Below are 22,566 nucleotides of genomic sequence, written 5' to 3'. Positions count from 1 at the left end.
TCCTCACGGTTCAAGCGTTCTTCCAGTGTCGCCGCCTAACGTCCCCTGCCTGTGGCCGGCGCAACTGGGCGATGGCCGGTGAGGAGGCGTGACGATGCGACGGACGACGGCGTTGCTGGTGACGGTCGGCGTGCTGACAGCTGCGGGAGCGGCACCCGCAGCGGCGACCATCCGCGAGCGTTTCACCCTGCACGAGGAGTGGAGCCATGCCGAGGACTGCGGGTTCCCGGTCGAGGTGACCGGGTGGAGGGACGACCTCTTCCTGGTCCGTGAGGGCACGAACCAGGACGCCGGCGCGTTTCCCGTCGTCAACCGCACGAGCTGGAGCGAGACGTGGACCAACCCGGAGACCGGGGACTGGTTCACGATCAGCGGGCGGTCGTTGTTCAACGAGGTCTCCGCCACGCGGGTGGAGGGCTCGATCTTCGAGTTCCGGGCCGTGGACGCCGGCCAGCCGTTCGTCGTGGTCGACTCCGACGGGACGGTCGTCGAGCGCAACTCGGGTTCTGTCCACTTCTCGTACCTGTTCGATACCGGTGGCGACGACGAGCCCGGGGGCGAGTGGCTCGCCGACACCGACTTCTGGGTCGCCGGGCCCCACCCGTCGTTGGACCTCGCACCCTGCGACTACGCCGTCCAGCTCATCGGCTGAGCCTCGCGGGCCCTCCCCGACGACCGGTGACCTCTGCCCCTGTCGCCGACCCGCCGCGCAGGTGTGGGCTGGAGACGGCGGGAGGTGGTCATGGTGCTGACGATGCAGACCGAGGTGGACCTGCGGGGGGTGAGCGCACGCGAGGTCACCGACTTCATGCTGGAGTGCGACGACACGGCGTACTCGGCGTGGTGGCCCGGCACCCACCGCGAGTTCCACGTGGTCGAGCCCGGGCCGGGCGGGGGTCACGTCGGCGACCGCGTGTGGATGGACGAGGTCGTCGGCTCACGACATCTGCGGATGGGCGCCACCGTGGTGGTGGCGGACCCCGGGCACCGGATCGTGTGGCAGCTGCGCCCGTGGCGGCTGCCGCTCCCGGTGCACCTCGCACTGACGGTGCGCGACGAGGGCGACCGCGTCGGGCTGCGCCACACCCTCACCGCCGGCTGGAACGGGTGGCGACGGGTCCTCGACCCGCTGTGGCGGCTCTACTTCACCGCCGCCTTCACCCGGGGGCTCGACGAGCACGCGAGGACCGAGTTCCCCCGCCTGGCCGAGATCCTGCGCGCGCGGCGCCGCGCAGCGCCGTGACCTACTTCTTCAGGTCCTTGAGGATCTGCTGGCTCGCGAGCTTGCCCGGGGCGCCGACCACGCAGCCGCCGGGGTGGGTCCCGGAGCCGCACTGGTAGTAGCCCTCGATCGGCGTGCGGTACTGCGCGTAGCCGGGGGCCGGCCGGAAGAAGTACATCTGCGGGGCGAGGAACTCGCCGGCGAAGATGTTGCCCTCGGTCAGCCCGACGGTGCGCTCGATGTCGAGCGGCGTCTGCACCTCGCGCTGGAGCACGAGGTCGCCGAAGCCCGGGAAGAACGACTCGAAGGTCGCCTGCACGGTGTCGGCGAAGTTCTCGCGCTCGGTGTCCCAGTCGCTGCCCTCGAGGTGGTACGGCGCGTACTGCACGAAGCAGGACATGACGTGCTTGCCCGGCGGCGCCATGTCGGGGTCGACGAACGACTGGATCGCGCAGTCGATGTAGGGGCGCTGGCTGTACCAGCCGTACTTCGCGTCGTCGAAGGCCTTCTCGAGGTAGCGCATCGACGGGCCGATGTTGATGAACCCGCCGTACTGGTCGGTGCGGTCGCCCATGGCCGGGTAGCGCGGAGCCCCGTCGAGGGCGAAGTTGACCTTGGCCGAGGTCCCCTGGAAGCGGAAGCGGTTGATGTTCTCCACCAGGTCGGCCGGCAGCTCGCGCGGCTCGACCAGCTGGGTGAACGTGCGCCGGGGGTCGAGCGCGCTGACGACGGTGGACGCCTTGAGCTCGGTGCCGTCCTCGAGCGCGACGCCGACGGCCTTGCCGTCCCTGGTGATGACGCAGTCGACGTGGGCGTTGAGCAGGATCTCGGCGCCGAACGACTCGGCCGCCCGGGCCAGCAGCTGGGTGAAGCCGCCGTTGCCGCCCTTGTGGAACGACCAGGCGCCGAAGTGGCCGTCGTGCTCGCCGAGCGTGTGGTAGAGCAGCACCAGCCCGGAGCCCTGCGACATCGGCCCGACCTTGGTGCCGATGATCCCGGTCGAGGCGATGTAGCCCTTGAGGATGTCGCTCTCGAAGTAGTCGTCGAGGAAGTCCGCGGCGCTCCCGGTGAGCAGCCGGACCAGGTCGTGCACGACCTTCTGGTCGGCGCCCTTGAGGTGCGAGACCAGGTCGGCGGTGGCGGCGACGTCCTCCTCGGAGGTGCCGAAGATGTTGGGCGGCACCTTGTCGAACAGAGGCTTGACCAGCTGGCAGACCCGCTCCATGTCGTAGTCGTAACGGTCCATCGCGTCGGCGTCGTGCGGCGAGTGCCGCATCACCTCCTTGATGTTCTCGTCGCGGTCCTGGCCGAGGAGCAGGTAGTCGCCGTTCTCCATCGGGGCGAACGACGTCGGCATCAGGATCGGCATGAAGCCGTGCTTGACGAGCTCGAGGTCCTGCACGATGTCGGGCCGGATCAGGCTCAGCGCGTAGGAGAACGACGTGAAGAAGAAGCCCGGCCGCAGCTCTTCCGTGATCGCAGCACCCCCCACGAGGTCGCGTCGCTCGACGATGAGCACCTTGAGCCCCGCCTTGGCGAGGTAGGCGCCGTTGACGAGGCCGTTGTGCCCGCCACCGATGACGATGACGTCGTAGGTCTTGTCCTTCGACTTGTCCTTGGCTGCCATGTCAGGCCGTCTTTCGTGGAGGGTTGAAGAACGGGAGCCGGGTCACGCCGGCGGCCACCGTCCGGTACTCGTGGTTGATCGTGAGCTCGACGTTGACCTTGGAGCCCGGGGCGCCGAGGTCGGGGCGGACCCGCGCCATCGCGATGTGCCGCTGCAGGATCGGCGAGTACATGAGGCTCGTCGCGTACCCGACGCGCTCACCGTCGTCGTCGTACAGCATCGACTCCCAGTCGAGGGGGGTCTCGTCGCGCGGCGCGATCAGGCCGGCCTCGGCGTACACCCGCTCGTAGTCGGCGTAGTCGAGCAGGATCCCGACCGACGCCCAGCGCGACGTGCCCTCGGCCAGCTCGCGGCGGATCGCGTTGCGGCCGATGAACGGGCGGTCGTCGGCGTCGATCCCCTTGAGCATCCAGCCGAAGCCGAGCTCCTTCGGCGTGATCCGGTCGTGGTCGGTCCAGGCCAGGCGGCTGGAGGAGAACTCCACGTTGATGAGCACCAGCCCGGCCTCGATGCGCGTCATCAGCAGGGCCTCCTCGCCGAACGGGCGGAAGCCGTGCCCCTCGCCGGCCTCGATGACCGCGTCGAGGACCCCGAGCGCGTCGTCGCTGCCGACCCGCACCTCGTAGCCGAGGTCGCCGGTGTAACCGGTGCGCGAGATCGTCACCGGGGCTCCGGCGATCTTGGCCTCGGTGTGGCCGAAGTAGGGCAGGCCCTCGACCTCCGGGGCCAGCTTGCCGAGGATCACCTTCGACCGCGGCCCCTGCACGGCGAGCATGCCGTACTCCTCGGTGGCGTCCTCGATGCTCACCTCGAGGCGGCCGACCAGGTCGCTGAGGTAGCCGAGGTTGGGCTCCGCCGAGGTCAGCAGGAACTCGTTGTCGGCGTGCCGGAAGACCACGCCGTCCTCGAGCACCCAGCCGCGGTCGTCGCACCAGATCGTGTACTGCGCGCGGCCGGGCCTGCAGGTGCGGATGTCGCGGGTCATCACGCCGCCGAGGAACTTCTCGGCGTCGCGACCGACGATCCGGTACTTGTAGAGCGGCGAGGTGTCGAAGAAGCCCGCGCTGTTGCGGACGGCGAAGTACTCGTGCTTCGCGGACGAGGTGTAGCTCAGCGCCGAGAGGTAGCCGGCCCAGTGGCCCCAGCGCTTGGTCTCGTTGAGCTCGTCGAGCCGCTCGTGGAACGGGGTGGTCCTGATCATCGTCGACCGTCCTTCGTCGGGGTCGCGCGCCTTGCCCGCACGCTACTGAATGACCAGTCAGTCAGTCCAGACCCTTGTCGGGATGTGATGGGGTGGGTCCGTGATGATCCGTCCCGCCGAGCTGGCGGCCATCAAGCGCGGGGAGATCGACCTGGCCTTCCGCCGCTGGGAGCGGCCGCGAGTCGTGGTGGGCACCCGGATGCGCACGCCGGTGGGCCTGGTCGAGGTGACCTCGGTCGAGAAGGTGAACGTCGCGCGGCTCACCGCGGACGACGCGCGCCGCGCCGGGGCCGCCTCCGCCGCGGCGCTCCGCGAGGCACTGGCGGCCCGGGCCGAGCGCCCCGCGTGGCGGGTCGGGCTGACCTGGGCCGGCGAGGACCCCCGGGTGGCGCTGCGCGAGGCCGTGCCCACGGCCGGCGAGCTCACCCAGATCGAGGCCCGGCTCGACCGGCTCGACCGCGCCTCACCCGTCGGCGCGTGGACCCGCGCGACGCTCGACCTCATCGACCGCAACCCCGAGGTGCGAGCCGCCGACCTCGCGGCACAGGTGGGCCGCGAGACGCAGGACTTCAAGCGCGACGTGCGCAAGCTCAAGGACCTCGGGCTGACGGAGTCGCTCGACATCGGCTACCGGCTCTCGCCGCGCGGCGAGTCGGTCGTCGACGCCGGCCTGCCCGCCCCGCGCGAGCGGGCGCCGCGTCCCGCCGGCACTCCCCTGCCCCACGTCGGCGCTCCCGCGGCCCGGGCGCTGCGGGCCGCCGGACTGACCACGCTCGAGGCGGTCGCGACGAAGTCCGAGGCCGAGGTCGCCGCGATGCACGGCGTCGGGCCGGTCGCGGTCGACCGGCTGCGCGAGGCGATCTCCGAGGCCGGATTTGGGTGGCCGCGCTCCTGAGGCGAGGGCGCCTCAGGCCACGCGCCGCACCACGGCCCCGGCCACCCCGAGCCACAGCGGGATGAGGACCGCAGCGACCCAGGCGGTCCACGGGACGGCCGCCAGGAGTGCCAGCACGGCGGCGGGGACCCACAGCCCGCTCGGCAGGCTGCGACGGGCCCAGACGGCCGCCGCCACCAGGGCCAGGCCGGGCGCGTAGCGGGCGAAGTCGGCCACGTTGAGCAGCAGGAGCGTCGCCTCGCCGAGTCCGTCGTGCGGAGTGTCCAGCGCGACGTCTGCCGTGGCGACGGCGGCGCCGAAGACGGCGTAGTACAGGGCGGTCGTGAGGGCGACGCCGGCCCCCGCCAGCGTCATCACCGACCCTGCGGGCCCCCGACCGTGACCGAGGCGTGAGGCCGCCACCAGCAGCGCAGCAGCACCGAACGCCGCGACACCGGCGCCGACCTGAAGCGGCACTCCCGAGTCGCGCAGCGAGTGGACGACGGCCTCGCCGGACGATCCGGAGACGGTGCAGAGCAGCACCGCCGCCGACACCAGGAGGGAGCCGGCGACGCAGACCAGTCGCGACCCTCGGTCGGTGCTGCCGGACACGTCGTTCGGGCGGGTGGGCGAGACGGTGACGGTCATGGCGATCTCCCTCGGTCGTGCCGGTCCGGAGGGCCGGCGAGCGCGACGCTAGGCGCAGCGTCGGGTCGGTCACCTCTGCCTCGTGGCCAGACCACCTCTGCCTCGAGACAGAGGACAGGGACGACACCCGGTCCCTACGATCACGGCGTGAGGGTCCTCCGATCGGGCCTGGTCCGCGACGCCCTGCTCGGGCTCGCGGTCGTGGCCGCAGCGGAGCTGGAGCTCCTCACGGTCGATCCCGGCGAGGTCGACGGGAGCCTGGCAGGACTGCACCTCCTCTCCCTCGCGCTGCTGCCCGCGTTCACGATCCGTCGCGTGTCCCCGGTCGGCGCGGTGGGCGTGGTCGCGCTCGCGTTCGCGTGCCAGCCCCTGCTCGGCAGCGCGCCGGTCGCGGTGCCCTTCCTGGCGCTGCTGTTCCTGCTGGCCTCGCTCGGCTGGTACGCCGGCACGGCGGCCGGGGCACTGGGCGTGGGGCTCACCCTGCTGGCGGCGGTCCCGTCCGCGCTGGTCGACGGCTCCACCCCGGCCGACCTCGTGGTCAATGCGACCGTGGTCGTGGCCGCCTGGGGATCGGCGCACCTCGTCAGGATCGCGACCGATCGACGGGTGGCCGCCGAGGTCGAGGCGGACCGGGCCGCCCGGGACGCCGTGGCGGACGAACGTGAACGCATCTCCCGTGACCTCCACGACTCACTGGGCCACGCGCTCACCCTGATCACCCTGCACGCCGGCGGTGCCCGCGAGGGAACCCGTCAACCGCAGGACCGGACGGCCTTCGAGTACATCGAGCACGCCGGACGCGAGGCGCTCGTCGACCTGCACCGCTTCCTCGAGCTGCTCGGCCCGGGCGAGGACGAGGCCCCCGGCCTCGCGCACCTGCCCCAGCTGGTCGAGGGGGTGAGGGGGCAGGGGATCGATGTCGACCTGGCGGTCGCGGCGGACGGCCTGCCCGCCAGCGTGGAGACCACCGTCTACCGGGTCGTCCAGGAGGGGCTGACCAACGTGGTCCGGCACTCCGCGGCGCGACGGGCGGTCGTCGAGGTGCGACGGGAGCCCGGCGAGGTCCGGACGACGGTCCGCGACGACGGGCACGCGGTCGCCCCGCGGGTGCCGTCGAGCGGTCGCGGTCTCGTCGGGCTGCGCGAGCGCCTCGGCCTGTTCCACGGCACGCTGGAGTACGGGGACACGCCCTCAGGTTGGCTCCTCGAGGCCCGCATCCCCCTGGGCGGCGCCTGATGCGCGTCGTGGTCGTCGACGACGAACCGCTGGTGCGCCAGGGCCTGCGGCTGGTCCTCGAGCGTGACGAGGAGCTCCACATCGTCGGCGAGGGCGAGGACGGTCTCGCGGCCGTTCGTCTGGCGCACCAGCACCGGCCCGACGTGGTCCTGGTCGACATCCGCATGCCGCGGCTCGACGGCATCGAGGCCACGAGGCGGATCACCGCCGATCCGGGCCTCCGGGCCGTCCGGGTGGTGGTCCTGACGACGTTCGCCGACGACGCGCTCCTGGTCGCCGCGGTCCGGGCCGGGGCGGTGGGCTACCTGCTGAAGAGCATGCCCCCCGAGGAGATCCGCGCGGCCGTCCGCGCCGCTGCCGGGGGCGAGGTCGCCCTGGCGCCGCTGCTCGTGGAGCGCCTCGTGCGCGAGCACGCGGAGGCCCGGGTCGCCCCCTCGCCTCTCCTGGGCCGGCTGACAGGTCGGGAGACGGAGGTGCTGCGCGCCATCGCCGCCGGCAGGTCCAACGGCGAGATCGCGGCGGCGCTGTTCCTCGGCGAGGGGACCGTCAAGACGCACGTGGCCGCGATCCTGCGCAAGCTCGAGGTCAGGGACAGGACCCAGGCGGCGGTCGCGGCGTACGAGCTCGGCCTGGTACGTCCCGGCGGCGCCTGACTACCCGACGTAGAGCTTGCGGAGGCGCTCGGTGATCGTCCAGGTGGTGCGGTCGCCGGCGTGCAGCCGCACCAGCACGCCCGGGCGCAGCGTGATCGTGCTGCCGTCGTCGAAGGTGACCGTGCCGGCGCCGGAGAGCACGAGGAAGAGCTCGTCGACCTCGGTGTCGGTGTCGGTGCCGGGCCCGGCCTCCCAGAGCCCGACGTCACCCGCGAACGCTGCGGCGTCGTACGACGCGAGGTCGCGGAGCGCGGTCGCCAGGGCGGCCGAGGCGCCGTCGGGCTCGACGCCCTCGGCGTGCACGTCGGCGCTGACCAGCCGCTCGTCCGCCGCGGTCACGAGTCGAACCCCAGGCCGAGGCGGTCGAGGCTGCGCAGCCAGAGGTTGCGGCGACCGGTGTCGTCGTGGCGGGCCAGCGATCGGCGGGTCGCCTCGATCCCGACCCAGGCGAGGGGCTCGGGCGGGAACGGGAGGGGCTTGGTGCGCACCATCTCCAGCCGGGTGCGCTCGGTCTCCGCGCCGGCGAGCAGGTCGAGCATCACGTCCGCGGCGAAGCGGGACGCCCCGACGCCGAGACCGGTGAAGCCGGTGGCGTAGGCGGTGCGGCCGTGGTGGGCGGTGCCGTAGAACGCGCAGAACCGGGTCGAGGTGTCGATCACGCCAGCCCACCGGTGGGTGAACCGGATGCCGGCGAGCTGCGGGAAGGTCGCGGCGAAGTTGCGCGCCAGCGTCGTGAACGTCTCCGCACGGTCGAGGTGGTCAGGCTCGATCGAGCGCCCGAAGTGGTAGATCGCGTCGTACCCGCCCCACAGGATCCGGCGGTCGGGCGTGATCCGGTAGTAGTGGAACTGGTTGCCGCAGTCGGAGATGCCGATCGCGGGGTCCCAGCGGATCCCGGCGAGCTGGTCGTCGGTCAGCGGCTCGGTGGCGAGCACGTAGTCGTAGACGGGGACGACCGCCCAGCGCAGGCGACGCAGCGGGTTGGGGAAGACGTTGGTGGCCAGCACGACGTCACGGGCACGGACGGTGCCGCCAGAGGTCACGGCCTCGACCCGGCGGCCGCGACGGGTCAGCGACTCGAGCCGGGTGCCCTCGGCGATCGTCGCGCCGAGCTGCTCGGCCAGCTCGGCCAGGCCCCAGGCGAGCCGGGCGGGGTCGACCAGCGCGCACTCGCGGGGGTGCTGGCGTCCGGCCAGGTAGGTGGGCGAGTCGACCATCGCGCGGATCGCGTCGCGGTCGAGGAAGCCGGGTTCGTGGGGGTCGAGGTCGGCGACCTCGTGCGGTCGGGTGGCGACGGCGAGGGTGCCGCCCCGGACGAACCCGCAGTCGATGCCGTGCTTCTCGACCGCCTCCTCGATCTCGTCGAGGTTGCGCAGGCCGAGCTCGTGGAGCGTGTCGTACTCGTCGGGCCAGCGGTTGCGGCCGTTGGCCTCGCCGTGGGTCAGGCTCGCCTCGCAGAAGCCACCGTTGCGACCGGTGGCCTGCTCGGCGATGCGGTCGGCCTCGACCAGCAGCACCGACCGGCCGGGGTTGCGCTCGAGGGCGCGCACCGCCGTCCAGAGGCCGGTGAAGCCACCGCCCACGACGAGCAGGTCGACGTCGAGGTCGCCGCGGAGCGCGGGGCGGGGGTCGGGACGGAGCGGGGTGTCGAGCCACAGCGGGCGCAGCACGGAGCCGGCCAGCGCCTGCTCGGGGTCGGCGGTGGTCACGGCCAGATCGAAGCACACCCGGCCCAACCGCCGCTCCTCCGCGTGGGGTGAACGTCAGACGCCCAGCTCGAGGGCCCACTTCTCGAGGACGGTGGCCAGCACCGCCCGCTCGCGGGCGCTCAGCGCGCCGACGAGCCGGTGCTCGTTGGCGATGTGGGCCGTGAAGGCCTCGTCGATGAGCGTGCGCCCGGCGGTCGTGAGCGCCACGACCCGGCCCCGGCCGTCGCGGTCGCTGGCCCGGCGGGTCACCCAGCCCTGCTCCTCGCACCTCGCCACCCGCTTGGTCACGGCGCCGGAGGAGACCATGGTCGAGGCGGCGAGCTCGGTGGGCGTGAGCTCGTACGGCGCCCCCTGGCGCCGCAGCGTGGCCAGCACGTCGAACTCGCCCTCCCCCAGCCCGTGCTCGGCGTACACCGCGACCAGCTCCTCGGTCAGCGCCGCCGCGACCCGGTGCAGCCGGGCGATGACGCCCTGGGGAGCGACGTCGAGGTCGGGCCGCTCGGCCGCCCACTGCGCCATCACCCGTCCGACGTGGTCGCGCGTGTCTGCCATGACCGGGAATATACCTTCCAAGGAAACTATTATTGTTTCCATGGAAACTAGTTCGGCACGCTCCGCCCTGATCACGGTCGTGGCCCCGCTCGCGTGGGGCACGACGTACGTCGTCACGGGCGAGCTCCTGCCCCCGGACCGGCCGATCTTCGCGGCAGCCGTGCGTGCCCTGCCGGCCGGCCTGCTGCTGCTCGCCTGGCGACGACGCCTCCCCCACGGCGTGTGGTGGTGGCGCTCGCTGGTGCTCGGGGTCTGCAACTTCACGCTGTTCTTCCCGCTGCTCTTCCTCGGGGCCTACCACCTGCCGGGTGGTCTGGCCTCCACGATCGGGGCCTCGGCACCCCTGGCCGTCATGGTGTTCGCGTGGCTGCTCATCCACGAGCCGCCCGGGCTGGTCCGCGTCACCGCGGCCGGCGTGGGCCTCGTGGGCGTCGCGCTGCTGGTCCTGCGCGACCCGGGCGGCGTGGACGTGATCGGCGTCGCCGCTGCGCTCGGCTCGGTGGTGATGTCGTCGCTGGGGTTCGTGCTGGTCAAGCGGTGGCCGGCGCCGGTGGACATGCTGACGCTCGTGTCGTGGCAGCTGGTCGCCGGCGGGCTGCTCCTCGTGCCGGTCGCAGCCCTGGTCGAGGGCGCCCCTCCGGCCGTGGACGCCGGCGCGGTCCTCGGGTACGTCTGGATCGGCACGGTCGGCACCGTGGTCGCGTACCTCTGCTGGTTCCACGGCCTGGCGACCATGCCCGCGGGGGCGGTCTCGCTCATCGGGCTGGCCAACCCGGTGGTGGCCACCCTGCTCGGCGTCGTCGTCGCGGGCGAGGCCTTCGGCGTCGGCACCGCGGCGGGGATGGTGCTGGTGCTCGGCGGCGTCCTGGCCGGCCAGCCGGCGGTGCTGGCGGCGCTGCGTGGCCGCTCCGCACCGCGGCGCGGCGCCGGACCCGCCGACCTGTCGGCGCGCTCGCGGCCCGAGCTGGCACGGGAGGCCGCCTGAGGACCCGGCGACCACTACTCTCGGCGCATGTTCGTCGAGGCCGGTGGCTTCCTGCTCAACACCGTGGACGTCGGGAGCGGTCCGCGCACGTTCGTCGCCCACGGCGGCTGGGTGGGCAGCTGGGAGCTGTGGCAGGAGCCCGTGCAGCTGATGCAGCCGCGCTGGCGTTGCATCGCCTACGACCACCGGGGGGCCGGGGCGAGCACGGCGCCGCCCGAGGCGGTCCACCCGCGGGGCCTCGTCGAGGACCTGTTCGCGGTGCTCGACCACCTCGGCGTCGAGCGGTGCGTGCTGGCCGGCGAGTCGATGGGCGCGATGACCTGCCTCCAGGCGGTGCTCGAGGGCCCCGACCGGTTCGACGGGCTGGTGCTCGTCGACGGCTCCCCCGCCGCCGGAGGTCCGCCGGACACCGCGCTGGTCCGGGCCGACTACCCGGCGTACGTCGCCGCCTTCGTCGACGCGTGCGTGCCCGAGCCCGACAGCGAGCACGTCCGGCGATGGGGTCGCCAGATCCTGCTCCGCGCCGACCCGGAGGCCGCGGCCCGGATGTTCGAGAGCCACCACGAGGAGCAGGTCGCCCCCGACCTGACCGCCGTCACCGTCCCCACGCTCGTGCTGCACGGCGAGCTCGACGCGGTCGTGCCGGTGGAGGTCGGACGTCAGGTCGCGGCGGCGATCCCGGGCGCCGAGCTCGTCGTCCTCCCGGGCACCGGGCACGTGCCCACGATGACCCGCCCCCAGCTCGTCGTGGACGCCGTCGAGGAGTGGGCGGCGAGGGCGCTGCCGCGGCCGTGACGTCAGCCGGAGAGGCCGCCTCCGCCGCCTCCCCCACCGGGCCGCTTCTTCAGCCCGGCCAGGTTGACGTCGCGATCGGCCTGCTCGACACGCTAGCGCGCCTCACGGGCGGCCGCCTTCTCGCGGATGCGGTGCTCGCGCCAGCGCTGCCGCCAGGTGCCGAGCCTCTGCTTGATCCCCATGGGTCCACTGTGCCGTGCCCGGGGCCTCAGTGCGACGGGAACGGCCCGAGCACGCGCAGCTGCAGCAGCGCGGCGAAGCGCTGGTCGGGGTCGCGGAGGTCGATGCCGCCGACCTCGGCGACTCGCCGCAGGCGGTAGCGGAACGTGTTGGGGTGCACGAACTGCGCCTCGGAAGCGGCGCTGACGTCGCCGAACGCGTCGAGCCAGGCCTGCAGGGTCTCGACGAGGCTGGCCTGGTGGCGTCGGTCGTAGTCGAGCAGCCGCGCCAGCGCCCCGGTGGGCCGGTCCCCGCGCGCGGCGACGAGGTCGCGCAGCTCGTGCACCAGGGCCTCGACCTGCACGTCGTCGAGGCGGGCGGCGCGGCGCTCCCCGCTGCCGTCGCGCAGCACCCGCAGGGCGCGGTCGGCGCTGAGCCGTGAGTGCACCAGCCCGGCGACGTCGTGGGCGACGGGTCCGACGCCGACCACGGGCCGCATCCGGTCGGCGACGCGGTCGAGGAAGTCCTCGGCGATCCGCAGCGCCCGCTCCTCGCCGTCGATCCCGTCGGGGTCGCCGGAGCCGTCGGCAGGCACCGGCACCAGGCCGTACGTCGTGTCCCCGACCGGCGCGGCGGCGCTGCGCGCCTGCAGCGCGCCGAGGTGGAGCGCGAAGGCGTCGCCGAGCCGCTGCCGCTCCTGGGCGTACGACGCAGCGTCCTCGGCCGTCCCGCCGAGGGCGACCGCGACCACGACGAGCGGCTGACCCGCCAGCCCGAGCCGCTCGAGCGCCTCGCGCGCGCCGGCTCCGCCCTCGAGCGCCGAGCTCACCAGGTCGGCCCGGACCCGGCGACGCACGTCGGCGCCGGCCCGCACCCGGAGCAGGTGGAGGGCGACGAGCTTCGCCGCGTCGCCGAGCGCGGCCGAGCGCTCCTCGCTCAGCGGGCCGGGCACGGCGGCCCAGATCGAGCCGAGCACCTCGTCGCCCGCGCGCACGGCGATCGCCACCCGAGGCATCGAGAAGGCGTCCTCCCCGCCCTCGACCGGCGTGATGAACACCGGCCGGTCGGTGCGGTGGAGCTCGCGGAAGACGCCGCGCTCGCTGAGGATCCGGGAGTAGCGCTCCGGCACCTGCCGCCCGAGGATCGTCTCGACCCGCGAGGGGTCGGCCTCGTCCTGGCCGCCGGAGAAGGCGAGCACCCGCGAGCTGCGGTCCTCGATGGTGATGGGGGCGTCGAGCAGCGCCGCGATCGCGTTCGCCACCGCGAAGAGGTCGCCCGACGGCAGCCCGCCCAGCGTCTCCTCCTCGGTCACCGCGACGTCGCCCTCGGCGAGCACCGAGCGCAGCATCGCGGCCAGGTGGGCCCACGGCACCCCGCGCCCGAGCCCGAGCAGGGCGACCCCGGCGGCGTCCGCGGCCGCCTCGACCTCGGGCGTGAGCGGCACCGGCGAGCGCAGCACCAGCCCCACCGCGCCGGCGCGGCCGAGCTCGTCCAGCAGCGCGACCACCCGGTCGGGCGACTCGACCCCGACGCCGAGCACCAGCGCCCGCGGCGGGAGCACCGGCGCGTCGAGCGGGTCGTGGATCACCACCCCGCCGATCTCCGCGGCGGCCCCGGGCTCCTCGACCCCGCGCACGGCGTCGAGCAGGGTGGCGCCGAGGTCGTCGAGCACCCGGCCCAGGCTCGTGCGGGGCCGGGGCCGCGGTGTCGGTGCGGGCGCGGCGCTCATGGTGGCCGCCACCCTACGTCGTCCGGGACGACGACCATCCGCCTCCGGTTCGTCGGATCCGACGAGGCCGAGGCACTCAGACGGCCAGCCACGTGGTCGCCGTGGTCACCGCGGCCAGCTCGTCCTCGAGCGGCACGACACCGAGCCCGGGCCCCGTCGGCACGGCCAGGTGCCCGTGGTCGAGCACGAACGGCACGGTCACGTCGGTGCGGTAGTAGCGCCCGGACGCCGAGGTGTCCCCCGGCAGCGTGAAGCCGGGCAGCGCGGCGAGCGCCACGTTCGCGGCCCGGCCCAGGCCGGTCTCGAGCATCCCGCCGCACCACACCGGCACGCCGTTCGCGACGCAGAGGTCGTGGATCCGCCGTGCCTCGAGGTAGCCGCCCACCCGCCCGGGCTTGATGTTGACGATCGCGCACGCCCCCAGCCGGATCGCCGCGGCCGCGGACTGCGCCGAGACGATCGACTCGTCGAGGCACACCGGCGTGCGCAGGTGCCGCGCGAGGTCGGCGTGCCCCAGCACGTCCTCCTCCTCCAGCGGCTGCTCGATCAGCAGCAGGTCGAAGGGATCGAGCCGGGCGAGGTGCCGCGCGTCGGCGAGGGTGTAGGCCGTGTTGGCGTCGACCTGGAGCAGCACGTCGCCGTACCTCTCCCGGACGGCGCGCACCGGCTCGACGTCCCAGCCGGGCTCGATCTTCAGCTTGATCCGGGCGTACCCCTCGTCGAGGTAGCCGCCGACGGCGTCGAGCAGCTCGGGGATGCTGTCCATGATCCCGACCGAGACCCCGCACGGCACGCGGTCGTGCACCGCACCGAGCTCGCGGGCGAACGACCGGCCCTCGGCGCGCAGCTCCGCGTCGAGGACGCCCATCTCCAGGGCCGCCTTGGCCATCCGGTGGCCCTTGAAGGGCGCCAGCAGGCCGGCGACGGCGTGGGCGTCGAGCGCGTCGGAGGCGGCCAGGGCCGGCACGAGGAACCGGGTCAGCACGTCGGCGGCCGCGTCGACGTACTCCGAGCTGTAGAGCGGGTCGGCCATCGCGACGCACTCCCCCCAGCCCTCGGCCTTGTCGGTGACGACGCGCAGCAGCAGCGCGTCGCGCGAGGTCTGCGTGCCGAACGACGTGCGGAACGGCGAGACCAGCGGCATCGCGATCCGGCGCAGCTCGACCCCGGTCAGATTCACGAGCTCCTCCTCACGACGTACCAGCCCTCGCGGTCGAAGCCGGCCACCCGGCCACCGTCGGCGACCAGCTGCGACAGCGCGTCGCGCACCGCGACCCGCCAGCGCTGCGCGAGCGCGGGGTCGGTGGCGCGCAGGGCCTGGATGTCGGGCGGCACCGCGACCAGGCTGGTCGCGGCGTCGACCCGGCCCGGCGCCGGTGCGCCGTCGGCGTCGATGCCGAGGGCCACCACCGCTCCGGCGGCCAGCTCGTCGGCGGCGCGGAGGACCACCGGCCGGCCGGCGCACGCCGCGACGACCGCCGGGTCGCGCAGCCGCCAGCGGACGAGCAGCCGGTCGGAGTCGTCGTCACCGTTGATGCTGTCGAGCATCGCGCCGTAGAAGTTGGGGAGGTACTCGGCCGGCTCGGCCGCGAGCTTGGCGAGGTTGAACCACGCGTTGCGGCTGACCAGCGGGTCGAAGGTCCAGGCGACCTCCGAGACGCCCCGCAGCAGCGCCCACGCGCGCTGGTGCAGCTTGAGCGCGAAGCCGACGTTGCGACCCGCCATGTCCGGCGCGACCCCCGCGATGTGGCTGTGCAGCGCGTCCTCCGAGGGCGCGTGGAAGAAGCCGACGCAGGCGCCCACGAGCCGGTCGCCGTCGTAGGCGCCGCCGACGTAGTTGCCGGCCTTGGTGAAGGCGCGGAGCAGCTCGAGCGTGACCGGCGGGTTGGCCGACCGGCCCCAGATCTCGGCGTAGAGGTCGACCACGGCCGCCATGCCGGTGAGGTCACCGACCTCGCGCACCGCGACGCCGGCGGCTTGCGCAGCAGCGTCGGCCGCCTGCACCGCGGGGTCGAGGTCGACCGGCGTCAGGTGGGCGGTGGGGCGGTGCGTGCCGACGTCGTCGGGGATGGTCATCATCGGGCCTTCCCGGAGGTCGCGAGGGGGGTCGCGAGCGGGGCGAGGGGGTGCGCGAGCAGGTCGGCCACCAGCGCCCGGAGGAGCTCGGTGCGGCCGGGCAGGTGCTCGACCAGCACGTGCTCGTCGTCGGCGTGGGCACCGCCACCGACGGCGCCGAGGCCGTCGAGGGTCGGCGTGCCGACGCCGGCGGTGAAGTTGCCGTCGGAGGCGCCACCGACGCCCGCCGTCGTGAGCGCGGGCAGGCCGAGGTCGGCGGCGAGCGCCCGGGCGCGATCGAGCAGGGCGGCGGAGGCCGCCGCCTCGAGCGGCGGCCGGTTGGGGCCGCCGCCGATCGTGACCGTCGCGCCGGGGAGGTACGGCGGCAGCGCACGCAGCGCGGCGTCGACCCGCTCCTGCTCGGCGACGGTCCGCACCCGGACGTCGACGGAGAAGGTGCCGTCGGCCGGAACCGTGTTGGTGGTGGTGCCGCTGCCGGCCACCGTAGGGGTGACCGTGGTGCCCCGCGCCTCGTCGGCGAGCCCGGCGACGGCCAGCACCTGGTGGGCGAGCTCCACGGTGGCGTTCACCCCGCTCTCCGGCTCGAGTCCGGCGTGGGACGCGCGCCCGCCGATCCGCACGTCGTACAGCGAGACGCCCTTGCGCTCGGTCTTGAGCGCACCGCCCTCGGCGGACGCCTCGAGCACGAGCGCCGCGCCGGCGGCCCGGGCCTCGTCCTCCACCAGCGCGCGCGAGGTCGGCGAGCCGACCTCCTCGTCACCGGTGACCAGGAGCGTGACGCCGTCGCGGTCGTCGAGGGCCGCGAGCGCGTGGAAGGCCATCACCAGGCCCGCCTTCATGTCGAAGCAGCCGGGGCCGCGCAGCACCCCGCCCTCCACCGTGCAGGGCCGGGTCGCGAGGGAGCCGAGAGGCCAGACGGTGTCGTGGTGGCCGAGCACCAGCACCCGTGACGGGCCCGGGCCGAGCCGCCACCGCAGGTGGGTGACCCCGGAGAGCACGATGCGCTCCGGCGCCACGCCGAGCAGCCGGGTGCCCAGCGCGGCCACGACGTCGGCGGAGACCGCCACCGCCGCGAGGTCGGACGACGGCGACTCGCACCCCACCAGAGCGCGAGTGCCGTCGAGGAGCAGGGCGAGGTCCATCAGTCGACCCTCGGGGTGGCCCGGGCGCCGAAGTGGAGGTAGCGCTCGCCGGTCGGCAGCTCGTAGAAGGTGACCGGGAACCAGGTCTCGGCCTCCTCCGGCTTGGTCAGCCACATCCCGGGCGCGTAGGGCACCAGGCGGTACTCGTCGACGGGGTCCGGCACCAGCTCGGCGAGCGGGCCGCTGAGGGTGGTGCGCAGCAGCGGACCGTCGTCCCCGTCGAGGACCTCCATCAGCACCGACGCCCGCTGGTAGCGACCGACGTACGGCGCGAGGTCCGCCTCGACGGGCGGCTCCGGCGGCGTCAGCGGGTGCGGCATCTCGACGCCGGCCAGCTCGGCGAAGACCTCGCGGTAGAGGTCCTCGTAGAGGTCGCGGCTGCCGTCGTTGTTGGTCAGCAGCGTCACGGCGAGCCCGGCGCCGGGCAGCACGCGCAGGAAGGCCGCCTGCCCGATCGTGTTGCCGTCGTGGCCGTGGAGGCGCTCGCCGTCCCAGCCGAAGCGGATCCACCCGAGCCCCCACGAGTCGCCCAGGGAGTACTTGTCCGGCAGGTCGGCCTGGTGGTCGGCCATCGCCGCGACCGACTCCGCGCCGAGCACCCGCCCCCCGTCGGGGCCGAGGCCGCCGGTCAGGTGCAGCCGGGCGAAGGCGAGCACGTCGGCGGCGTTGGCCGAGACCAGCCCGGCCGGCCCGATCGAGCGCGGCAGCTGCCAGACCGGGGCGACCTGCTTGTGCCCGTCCTCGGTCACGTGCCCGACGGCGGCGGCGTGCAGCAGCGCCTCCTCGGGCAGCGTGATCGCGTGGCGCATCTGCAGCGGCTCGAAGAGCCGCTCGTGCAGCGCCGCGTCCCACGTCTTCTCGGTCAGCACCTCGATCACGCGGCCCAGCACGGAGAAGCCCGCGTTGCAGTAGGACCAGGTGGCGCCGAGCGGGTGGTTCTGGGTCTGCTCGGCGAGCAGCTCGACGTACCGCTCGATGCAGTCGTCGCCGCGGCCGGTGTCGGTGAAGACGTCGCCGTCGATGCCGCTGGTGTGGTTGAGCAGGTGGCGCACGGTCACGTGCTTGGTGACGTCGGGGTCGGCGAGCCGCAGCTCGGGCAGCACCTCGACCACGGGGGCGTCGAGGTCGAGCAGGCCCTCGTCGACGAGCTGCATGACGACGGTGGCCGTCCACACCTTGGTGATCGAGCCGATCTGGAAGATCGACTCCGGCGTCACCGGGGCGCCGGTGTCGATGCTGAGCAGGCCGTACGAGGCGACCACGAGCTCGTCGTCGGCCGCGGCGCCGTCGGGGTCGACGCGCAGGATGCCGAGCTGGGCGCCGGGGATCCCGTGCCGCTCGGCCAGCCTGGCCAGCCGCTGCTCCCAGTGGGCGACGTCGATGCGCGGGCGGCCGGCGTGGCGGGCGTGGCGCTCGACCCAGTCGACGAGCCGTGTGCCGTAGTCGATCCGCTGCGAGGGCGGGCCGAGCAGCACGAAGGCGTGCGACGCCCCGGGGTAGAGCACGAGCTCCGTCGGCACGCCGCGCTCGCGCAGCGTGGTGTGCCACTGCTGGGCCTGGCCGACGGGGCAGGTCAGGTCCTCGAGCCCGTGCAGCACGAGCGTCGGCGTGCTGACCCGGTGGACGCGCGTGAGCGGCGACATCGCTGCGTAGGCCTCGGGCTGCTCCCACGGCGCCCCGCCGAGCTCGTAGGCGCTCATGCAGGGCCCGTCGTCGCAGGTGCCGTACATGCTCGTCATGTCGCTGACCACGCCTCCGGCGACGCCCGCCCTGAACCGGTCGTCGTGCCCGGTCAGCCAGCAGGTCATGAAGCCGCCGTAGCTGTAGCCGGTGACCGCGAGCCGGTCGGGGTCGGCGACGCCCTCGGCCACGAGCGCGTCGAGCGGCTCGAGGAAGTCGAGGTGGTCCGCGACGCCCCACGCGCCGTGCACCCCGTCGAAGAACGCCTCGCCGTAGCCGTCGCTGCCGCGCGGGTTGACCAGCAGCACCGCCCACCCCCGGGCGACGAGCTCCTGGTGGTAGGGGTGCATCTCGTCCGCAGCGGCGTTCCAGGCGTTGTGCGGGCCGCCGTGCACGTCGAGCAGCAACGGCCGCGGCCCGGTGCGCTCGGGGTCGCGCAGCAGCCAGGCCTGCACCTCGGTGCCGTCGGAGATCGTGAACGTCCGCTCCTCCGGCTCGAACAGCTCGAGGTCGGCGATCCCCGCGCCGTGGTCGGTCAGCACCGCCTCCGCGCCGGTGGCGAGGTCGAGCGCCACCACCTCGCCGTACGACGTGGGCGTGCCGAGTGTGACCACCGCGGTGCCCCCGACGACCGAGAGCCCGGAAACCACGCGGCCGGCGCCCGCGAGCAGCGGTCCCTCGGCGTCGCCGAGCGCCCACAGGTGGGTGCAGCCACGGTCGCGCAGGCAGACGAGCAGGCGACCGTCACCGGCCTCCTGCGGTCGTCCGCCGGGGTACGCCGTGCCGCCCGGCATGACGTTGCGGTCGAGGTGCGCGGTGAGGCTGACCGGCTCGCTGCCGTCGAGCGGCACCCGCAGCAGGTGCTGGTGGCCGACCGGGTCGCCCGGGTGGCCGACCACGAGGAGCGAGGCGCCGTCGCGCGCGAACGACACGCTGGCAGCGACGCCGTCGGCGGAACCGACCACCCGGGGGCGTGCCCTGCGGTCGGCGGCGTCGACGAGGTGGACGGCGGTCCGCCACGTGAGGTCGCTGTCGTCACCGACCTTGCGGAGGAAGGCGATCGTCGACGAGTCGGGCGACCACGCCGCGCCCGCCGCGTGCTCCCCGCCGTCGGTGACCTGACGGCACTCCCCGCTCGCGAGGTCGACGACGTGGAGCTGCTGCCGGGCGGCACCGAGGATCCCGGCGCCGTCGGCCTGGTAGTCGAGCCGGCGGGCGACCACCGGCGAGCCGACGTGGCCGACGGTGGCGCAGAGGGCGAGCCGGGTGCCGTCGGGGCTCCACACCGGGGCGCCCGCGCCGTGCGGGAGCTGCGTGACCCGCTCGGCGTCGCCACCGTCGGCCGCGAGCAGGTGCACCTCGCCCTCGCGCAGGAACGCGATCCGGGAGCCGTCCGGAGACCAGGCCGGCGCGGTGTCGTCGGGACCGGCGGTCAGCCGGCGCGCCTCGCCGCCGGCGACGGGCACCGTCCAGAGCTGGTCGAGGTAGCGGTCGTGCTCGGCGTCCATCGTGCGGAGCACGTAGACGACGCGCGTGCCGTCGGGCGAGAGCACGGGCTGCGAGGGCACCGCGATCGCGGTGAGGTCGGTGAGACGCATCCGTCGGGTCATGGGTGGCTCCTGGGGGTTCCGGGGACGGCGGCGAGCAGCTGTCGGGTGTAGTCGTGGTCGGGCGCGGCGAGGACCCGTGACGTCGGGCCCTCCTCGACGATGCGTCCGTCGTGCATGACCGCGACCCGGTCGGCGACGTAGCGCACCACGGCGAGGTTGTGGGAGATGAAGAGCAGGGTGAGCCCCAGCTCGCGCTGGAGCTCGCGGACGAGGTTGAGCACCGCGCCCTGGATCGAGACGTCGAGCGCGGACGTGATCTCGTCGGCGACGACGACCGACGGGCGCCCGGCCAGGGCCCGGGCCAGGGCGACGCGCTGCCGCTGGCCGCCGGAGAGCTCGGCGGGGAGGGCGCCGGCGCGGGTCGGGTCGAGGTGCACGAGCTCGAGCAGCCGCGCCACGTCGGCGCGGCGGTCGGCCCGCGAGCCCTCGCGGGGCAGCGCCTCGGCGACGCTGGCGCCGACGCTCATCCGCGGGTCGAGCGAGGAGTAGGGGTCCTGGAAGACCATCTGCACCGGCCGCCGCCGCCCGCGCACCGGCACCGGCTCGCCGTCGAGCAGCACCCGGCCGCCGTCGAGCGGCACCAGGCCGACGGCGGTGCGGGCCAGCGTGGACTTGCCCGACCCCGACTCACCCACCAGCCCGACGACCTCACCGTGCGGCACCTCCAGGCTGACGTCGTCCACGGCCCGGGTGTCGCCGAAGCAGACCCGGACGTCCTCGAAGACCAGGCCGCTCACGACGCCTCCACCTCCTCGAGCAGGTCGGCCGGCTCGCGGTCCTCGGTCACCAGCGCGAGGGGCTCGCCGGCGTGCCAGCAGGCGACGCGGCGTCCGGCGGTGTCCGGCTCGAGGGGCGGGTCCTCGGCGCGGCAGCGGTCGGTGGCCAGCGGGCAGCGGGGCGCGAAGGCGCAGCCCGGGGGGACGTCGGCCGGGTCGACCGGGCGGCCGGGGATCACCGCCAGCGGCTGGTCGAGGTCGGTCTCCATGTCGGGCACGGCGGCGACGAGCGCCCGCGTGTAGGGGTGGCGGGCCGCGGTGTCGAGCTCGGCGGCGGGGAGGTCCTCGACGATGCGGCCGGCGTACATCACGAGCACGCGGTCGCAGACCTCGCCGACCACGGTGACGTCGTGGCTGATCAGCACGAGCGCGACGTCGTCGCTGCGACGGATGGCGGCGAGCAGGTCGAGCACCTGCTGCTGCACGGTGACGTCGAGGGCGGTGGTCGGCTCGTCGGCGACGATGAGCGCGGGCGTGCCCATGAGGCCCATCCCGATCATGGCGCGCTGGCGCATGCCGCCCGAGAACTCGTGCGGGTACTGGTGCGCGCGACGCTCGGGGTCGGAGATGCGCACGGCGCGCATCCGGTCCACGGCGCGGGCCATCGCCGCCTTGCGGTCGAGCCCCTGGTGGTGACGCGCGCCCTCCGCGAGCTGGCCGCCCATCCGCCGGGTGGGGTTGAACGAGGTGAGCGGATCCTGGAACACCATGGCGAGCGACGTGCCGAGGAGGTGGCGCTGCGCCTTCGTGTCGGCGGCGCGCAGGTCGGTGCCGAGCAGCTCGAGGCGCGCGGCGTCGACCCGGCCCGGGGCCTCCACGAGGCGCGAGACCGCGAGCGCCGTCAGCGACTTGCCCGAGCCCGACTCGCCGACGATCCCGAGCGCCTCGCCGCGGCGCACGCAGAAGGAGACGCCGCGCACCGGCCGGACCACGCCGTCGGGCCCGGGGAAGGCGACCTCGAGGTCGCGGACGTCGAGCACGACGTCGGACGCCGCCTCGTGCGACTCCTCGGCGACCGGGACCCCGGTCTCGAGCGCCTCCGGCGTCGGCGGCAGCGACGGGATGCCGCCCACCACCCCGACCCCCAGCCCCTTGGCCACGGACTCGCCGAAGAGGTTGAAGGCCAGGCCCGCGACCAGGACGGCGATGCCGGGCGCGAGCGCGGCCGCCGGGCTGACGTAGATCGAGCTGATGCCGTCGAACAGCAGGCGGCCCCAGTCGTAGGCCGGTTGCTGCACACCGAGGCCGAGGAACGACAGGCCGGCGAAGGACAGCAGGGCCGCGCCGGCGCCGATCGTGGCGTTGACGACCAGCGGCTCGGAGACGTTGGGCAGCACGTGGCGCACGAGGATGCGCGGGCGGCTGACCCCCGCGACCTGCGCCGCGTCGACGAAGTCGCGCGAGGCGATGCCCGCCACCAGCGTCTGGGTGAGCCGGCCGAAGGTGGGGGCGCCCGCGAAGCCGATCGCGAGCACGGCCCCGGTCGCGCCCACCCCGAAGATGACGGCGAAGAACAGGGCGAGCAGCAGCCCGGGGAAGGCGACCGCGATGTTGGTGCCGGCGACCACCGCCCGGCCCGACCGCTTCCCGAGCAGGAACGGGGCGGTGCCGATCACCAGGCCGGCGACCACCGCGATCACGGTCGCGGCCAGCGCGAGCTCCACCGACAGCCGGGTGGCGACGAGCGTGCGGAAGAAGATGTCGCGCCCGAGGTTGTCGGTGCCCGCCCAGTGCTCCCGCGAGGGGCCGGCGAGGATGTCGTTGGTGTCGATGGCGTTGGCCTCGTCGGTCCACAGGACCGGCGCCACGACCGCGAGCACCAGGACCCCCACCGCCAGCACGGTGGCGGTCAGCCCGACCGGCGTGCGCAGCACGCTCATCCAGCGGCGCAC

Annotated in this window: 20 protein-coding genes; 7 read left to right on the top strand and 13 right to left on the bottom strand. The window is 74.3% G+C overall.

All coding sequences use genetic code 11. The features are described 5' to 3' along the window. Nucleotides 1–94: 94 nt before the first annotated feature. Together ACFPGP_RS01990 and ACFPGP_RS01985 are read left to right on the top strand one after the other, a co-directional pair. Nucleotides 95–652, top strand: coding sequence for a hypothetical protein (locus ACFPGP_RS01990; RefSeq protein ID WP_378586163.1), 558 nt, complete (start codon nucleotides 95–97; stop codon nucleotides 650–652). A gap of 90 nt (nucleotides 653–742) precedes the next feature. Beyond that, nucleotides 743–1,243, top strand: a complete 501-nt coding sequence (locus tag ACFPGP_RS01985) for a hypothetical protein (protein ID WP_378586160.1) — start codon at nucleotides 743–745, stop codon at nucleotides 1,241–1,243. 1 nt (nucleotide 1,244) lies between these two features. Here the strand turns inward: ACFPGP_RS01985 and ACFPGP_RS01980 are convergent, their stop codons facing one another. Then, complete coding sequence (locus ACFPGP_RS01980; RefSeq protein WP_378586158.1) at nucleotides 1,245–2,849, bottom strand: phytoene desaturase family protein; 1,605 nt, start codon at nucleotides 2,847–2,849, stop codon at nucleotides 1,245–1,247. Nucleotide 2,850: 1 nt separating this feature from the next. Further along, complete coding sequence (locus ACFPGP_RS01975) at nucleotides 2,851–4,050, bottom strand: aminomethyl transferase family protein (protein WP_378586155.1); 1,200 nt, start codon at nucleotides 4,048–4,050, stop codon at nucleotides 2,851–2,853. Between the two features lie 103 nt (nucleotides 4,051–4,153). Between ACFPGP_RS01975 and ACFPGP_RS01970 the strand changes: the two genes are divergently transcribed. Further along, nucleotides 4,154–4,945 (top strand): helix-hairpin-helix domain-containing protein, encoded by a 792-nt coding sequence (locus tag ACFPGP_RS01970; RefSeq protein WP_465263239.1) that lies wholly within the window; start codon nucleotides 4,154–4,156, stop codon nucleotides 4,943–4,945. A gap of 12 nt (nucleotides 4,946–4,957) precedes the next feature. Here the strand turns inward: ACFPGP_RS01970 and ACFPGP_RS01965 are convergent, their stop codons facing one another. Further along, entirely contained in the window at nucleotides 4,958–5,572 is a 615-nt protein-coding gene (locus ACFPGP_RS01965; RefSeq protein WP_378586151.1) for a hypothetical protein, read from the bottom strand. 147 nt (nucleotides 5,573–5,719) lie between these two features. On the opposite strand from ACFPGP_RS01965, the gene ACFPGP_RS01960 reads away from it, so the two are divergent. Together ACFPGP_RS01960 and ACFPGP_RS01955 are read left to right on the top strand one after the other, a co-directional pair. Next, complete coding sequence (locus tag ACFPGP_RS01960; RefSeq protein ID WP_378586148.1) at nucleotides 5,720–6,808, top strand: sensor histidine kinase; 1,089 nt, start codon at nucleotides 5,720–5,722, stop codon at nucleotides 6,806–6,808. After that, nucleotides 6,808–7,461 (top strand): response regulator, encoded by a 654-nt coding sequence (locus ACFPGP_RS01955; RefSeq protein WP_378586145.1) that lies wholly within the window; start codon nucleotides 6,808–6,810, stop codon nucleotides 7,459–7,461. The genes ACFPGP_RS01960 and ACFPGP_RS01955 overlap by 1 nt, the downstream gene beginning before the upstream one ends. Here ACFPGP_RS01955 and ACFPGP_RS01950 read toward each other — a convergent pair whose 3' ends face one another. Genes ACFPGP_RS01950 through ACFPGP_RS01940 form a run of 3 tightly spaced genes read right to left on the bottom strand, consistent with a single transcriptional unit; the run spans nucleotide 7,462 to nucleotide 9,722 of the window. After that, on the bottom strand, nucleotides 7,462–7,800 hold the full coding sequence (locus ACFPGP_RS01950) for a cupin domain-containing protein (RefSeq protein WP_378586143.1): 339 nt from the start codon (nucleotides 7,798–7,800) through the stop codon (nucleotides 7,462–7,464). Next, nucleotides 7,797–9,170: an NAD(P)/FAD-dependent oxidoreductase gene (locus ACFPGP_RS01945; protein ID WP_378586141.1), complete on the bottom strand. Its 1,374-nt coding sequence runs from the start codon at nucleotides 9,168–9,170 to the stop codon at nucleotides 7,797–7,799. The genes ACFPGP_RS01950 and ACFPGP_RS01945 overlap by 4 nt, the downstream gene beginning before the upstream one ends. 54 nt (nucleotides 9,171–9,224) lie before the next feature. Next, nucleotides 9,225–9,722: a MarR family winged helix-turn-helix transcriptional regulator gene (locus ACFPGP_RS01940; protein ID WP_378586138.1), complete on the bottom strand. Its 498-nt coding sequence runs from the start codon at nucleotides 9,720–9,722 to the stop codon at nucleotides 9,225–9,227. A gap of 40 nt (nucleotides 9,723–9,762) precedes the next feature. Here ACFPGP_RS01940 and ACFPGP_RS01935 point away from each other — a divergent pair, with 40 nt between their 5' ends. Together ACFPGP_RS01935 and ACFPGP_RS01930 are read left to right on the top strand one after the other, a co-directional pair. Beyond that, nucleotides 9,763–10,707 (top strand): DMT family transporter, encoded by a 945-nt coding sequence (locus ACFPGP_RS01935; protein ID WP_378586135.1) that lies wholly within the window; start codon nucleotides 9,763–9,765, stop codon nucleotides 10,705–10,707. Between the two features lie 27 nt (nucleotides 10,708–10,734). Continuing rightward, nucleotides 10,735–11,502 carry an alpha/beta fold hydrolase gene (locus ACFPGP_RS01930; RefSeq protein WP_378586132.1) on the top strand — a complete coding sequence of 256 codons (768 nt, stop codon included), beginning with the start codon at nucleotides 10,735–10,737 and terminating at the stop codon, nucleotides 11,500–11,502. Nucleotides 11,503–11,710: 208 nt separating this feature from the next. Here ACFPGP_RS01930 and ACFPGP_RS01925 read toward each other — a convergent pair whose 3' ends face one another. The 7 genes from ACFPGP_RS01925 to ACFPGP_RS01895 form a co-directional block, all read right to left on the bottom strand. Continuing rightward, the gene (locus ACFPGP_RS01925; RefSeq protein ID WP_378586130.1) at nucleotides 11,711–13,390 is read right to left on the bottom strand and encodes a PucR family transcriptional regulator; all 1,680 of its coding nucleotides are present in this window, start codon (nucleotides 13,388–13,390) and stop codon (nucleotides 11,711–11,713) included. 76 nt (nucleotides 13,391–13,466) lie between these two features. Then, nucleotides 13,467–14,570 (bottom strand): o-succinylbenzoate synthase, encoded by a 1,104-nt coding sequence (gene menC, locus ACFPGP_RS01920; RefSeq protein WP_378586128.1) that lies wholly within the window; start codon nucleotides 14,568–14,570, stop codon nucleotides 13,467–13,469. Next, a complete protein-coding gene (locus tag ACFPGP_RS01915; protein ID WP_378586126.1) occupies nucleotides 14,567–15,469 on the bottom strand; it encodes a GNAT family N-acetyltransferase in 903 nt (300 codons plus the stop codon). Before ACFPGP_RS01915 ends, menC begins: the two co-directional genes overlap by 4 nt. Further along, the gene (locus ACFPGP_RS01910; protein ID WP_378586123.1) at nucleotides 15,466–16,608 is read right to left on the bottom strand and encodes a M20 family metallopeptidase; all 1,143 of its coding nucleotides are present in this window, start codon (nucleotides 16,606–16,608) and stop codon (nucleotides 15,466–15,468) included. The genes ACFPGP_RS01915 and ACFPGP_RS01910 overlap by 4 nt, the downstream gene beginning before the upstream one ends. Next, the gene (locus ACFPGP_RS01905; RefSeq protein ID WP_378586120.1) at nucleotides 16,608–19,898 is read right to left on the bottom strand and encodes a serine hydrolase; all 3,291 of its coding nucleotides are present in this window, start codon (nucleotides 19,896–19,898) and stop codon (nucleotides 16,608–16,610) included. The genes ACFPGP_RS01910 and ACFPGP_RS01905 overlap by 1 nt, the downstream gene beginning before the upstream one ends. Continuing rightward, on the bottom strand, nucleotides 19,895–20,635 hold the full coding sequence (locus tag ACFPGP_RS01900) for an ABC transporter ATP-binding protein (RefSeq protein WP_378586118.1): 741 nt from the start codon (nucleotides 20,633–20,635) through the stop codon (nucleotides 19,895–19,897). Before ACFPGP_RS01900 ends, ACFPGP_RS01905 begins: the two co-directional genes overlap by 4 nt. Further along, entirely contained in the window at nucleotides 20,632–22,566 is a 1,935-nt protein-coding gene (locus ACFPGP_RS01895; RefSeq protein WP_378586115.1) for a dipeptide/oligopeptide/nickel ABC transporter permease/ATP-binding protein, read from the bottom strand. The genes ACFPGP_RS01900 and ACFPGP_RS01895 overlap by 4 nt, the downstream gene beginning before the upstream one ends.

Source organism: Nocardioides taihuensis (assembly GCF_042657275.1).
Classification (GTDB): Bacteria; Actinomycetota; Actinomycetes; order Propionibacteriales; family Nocardioidaceae; genus Nocardioides; species Nocardioides taihuensis.
The sequence above is the reverse complement of the archived record's forward strand: the minus strand, read 5'-3'. Positions and strand labels throughout refer to the sequence as shown.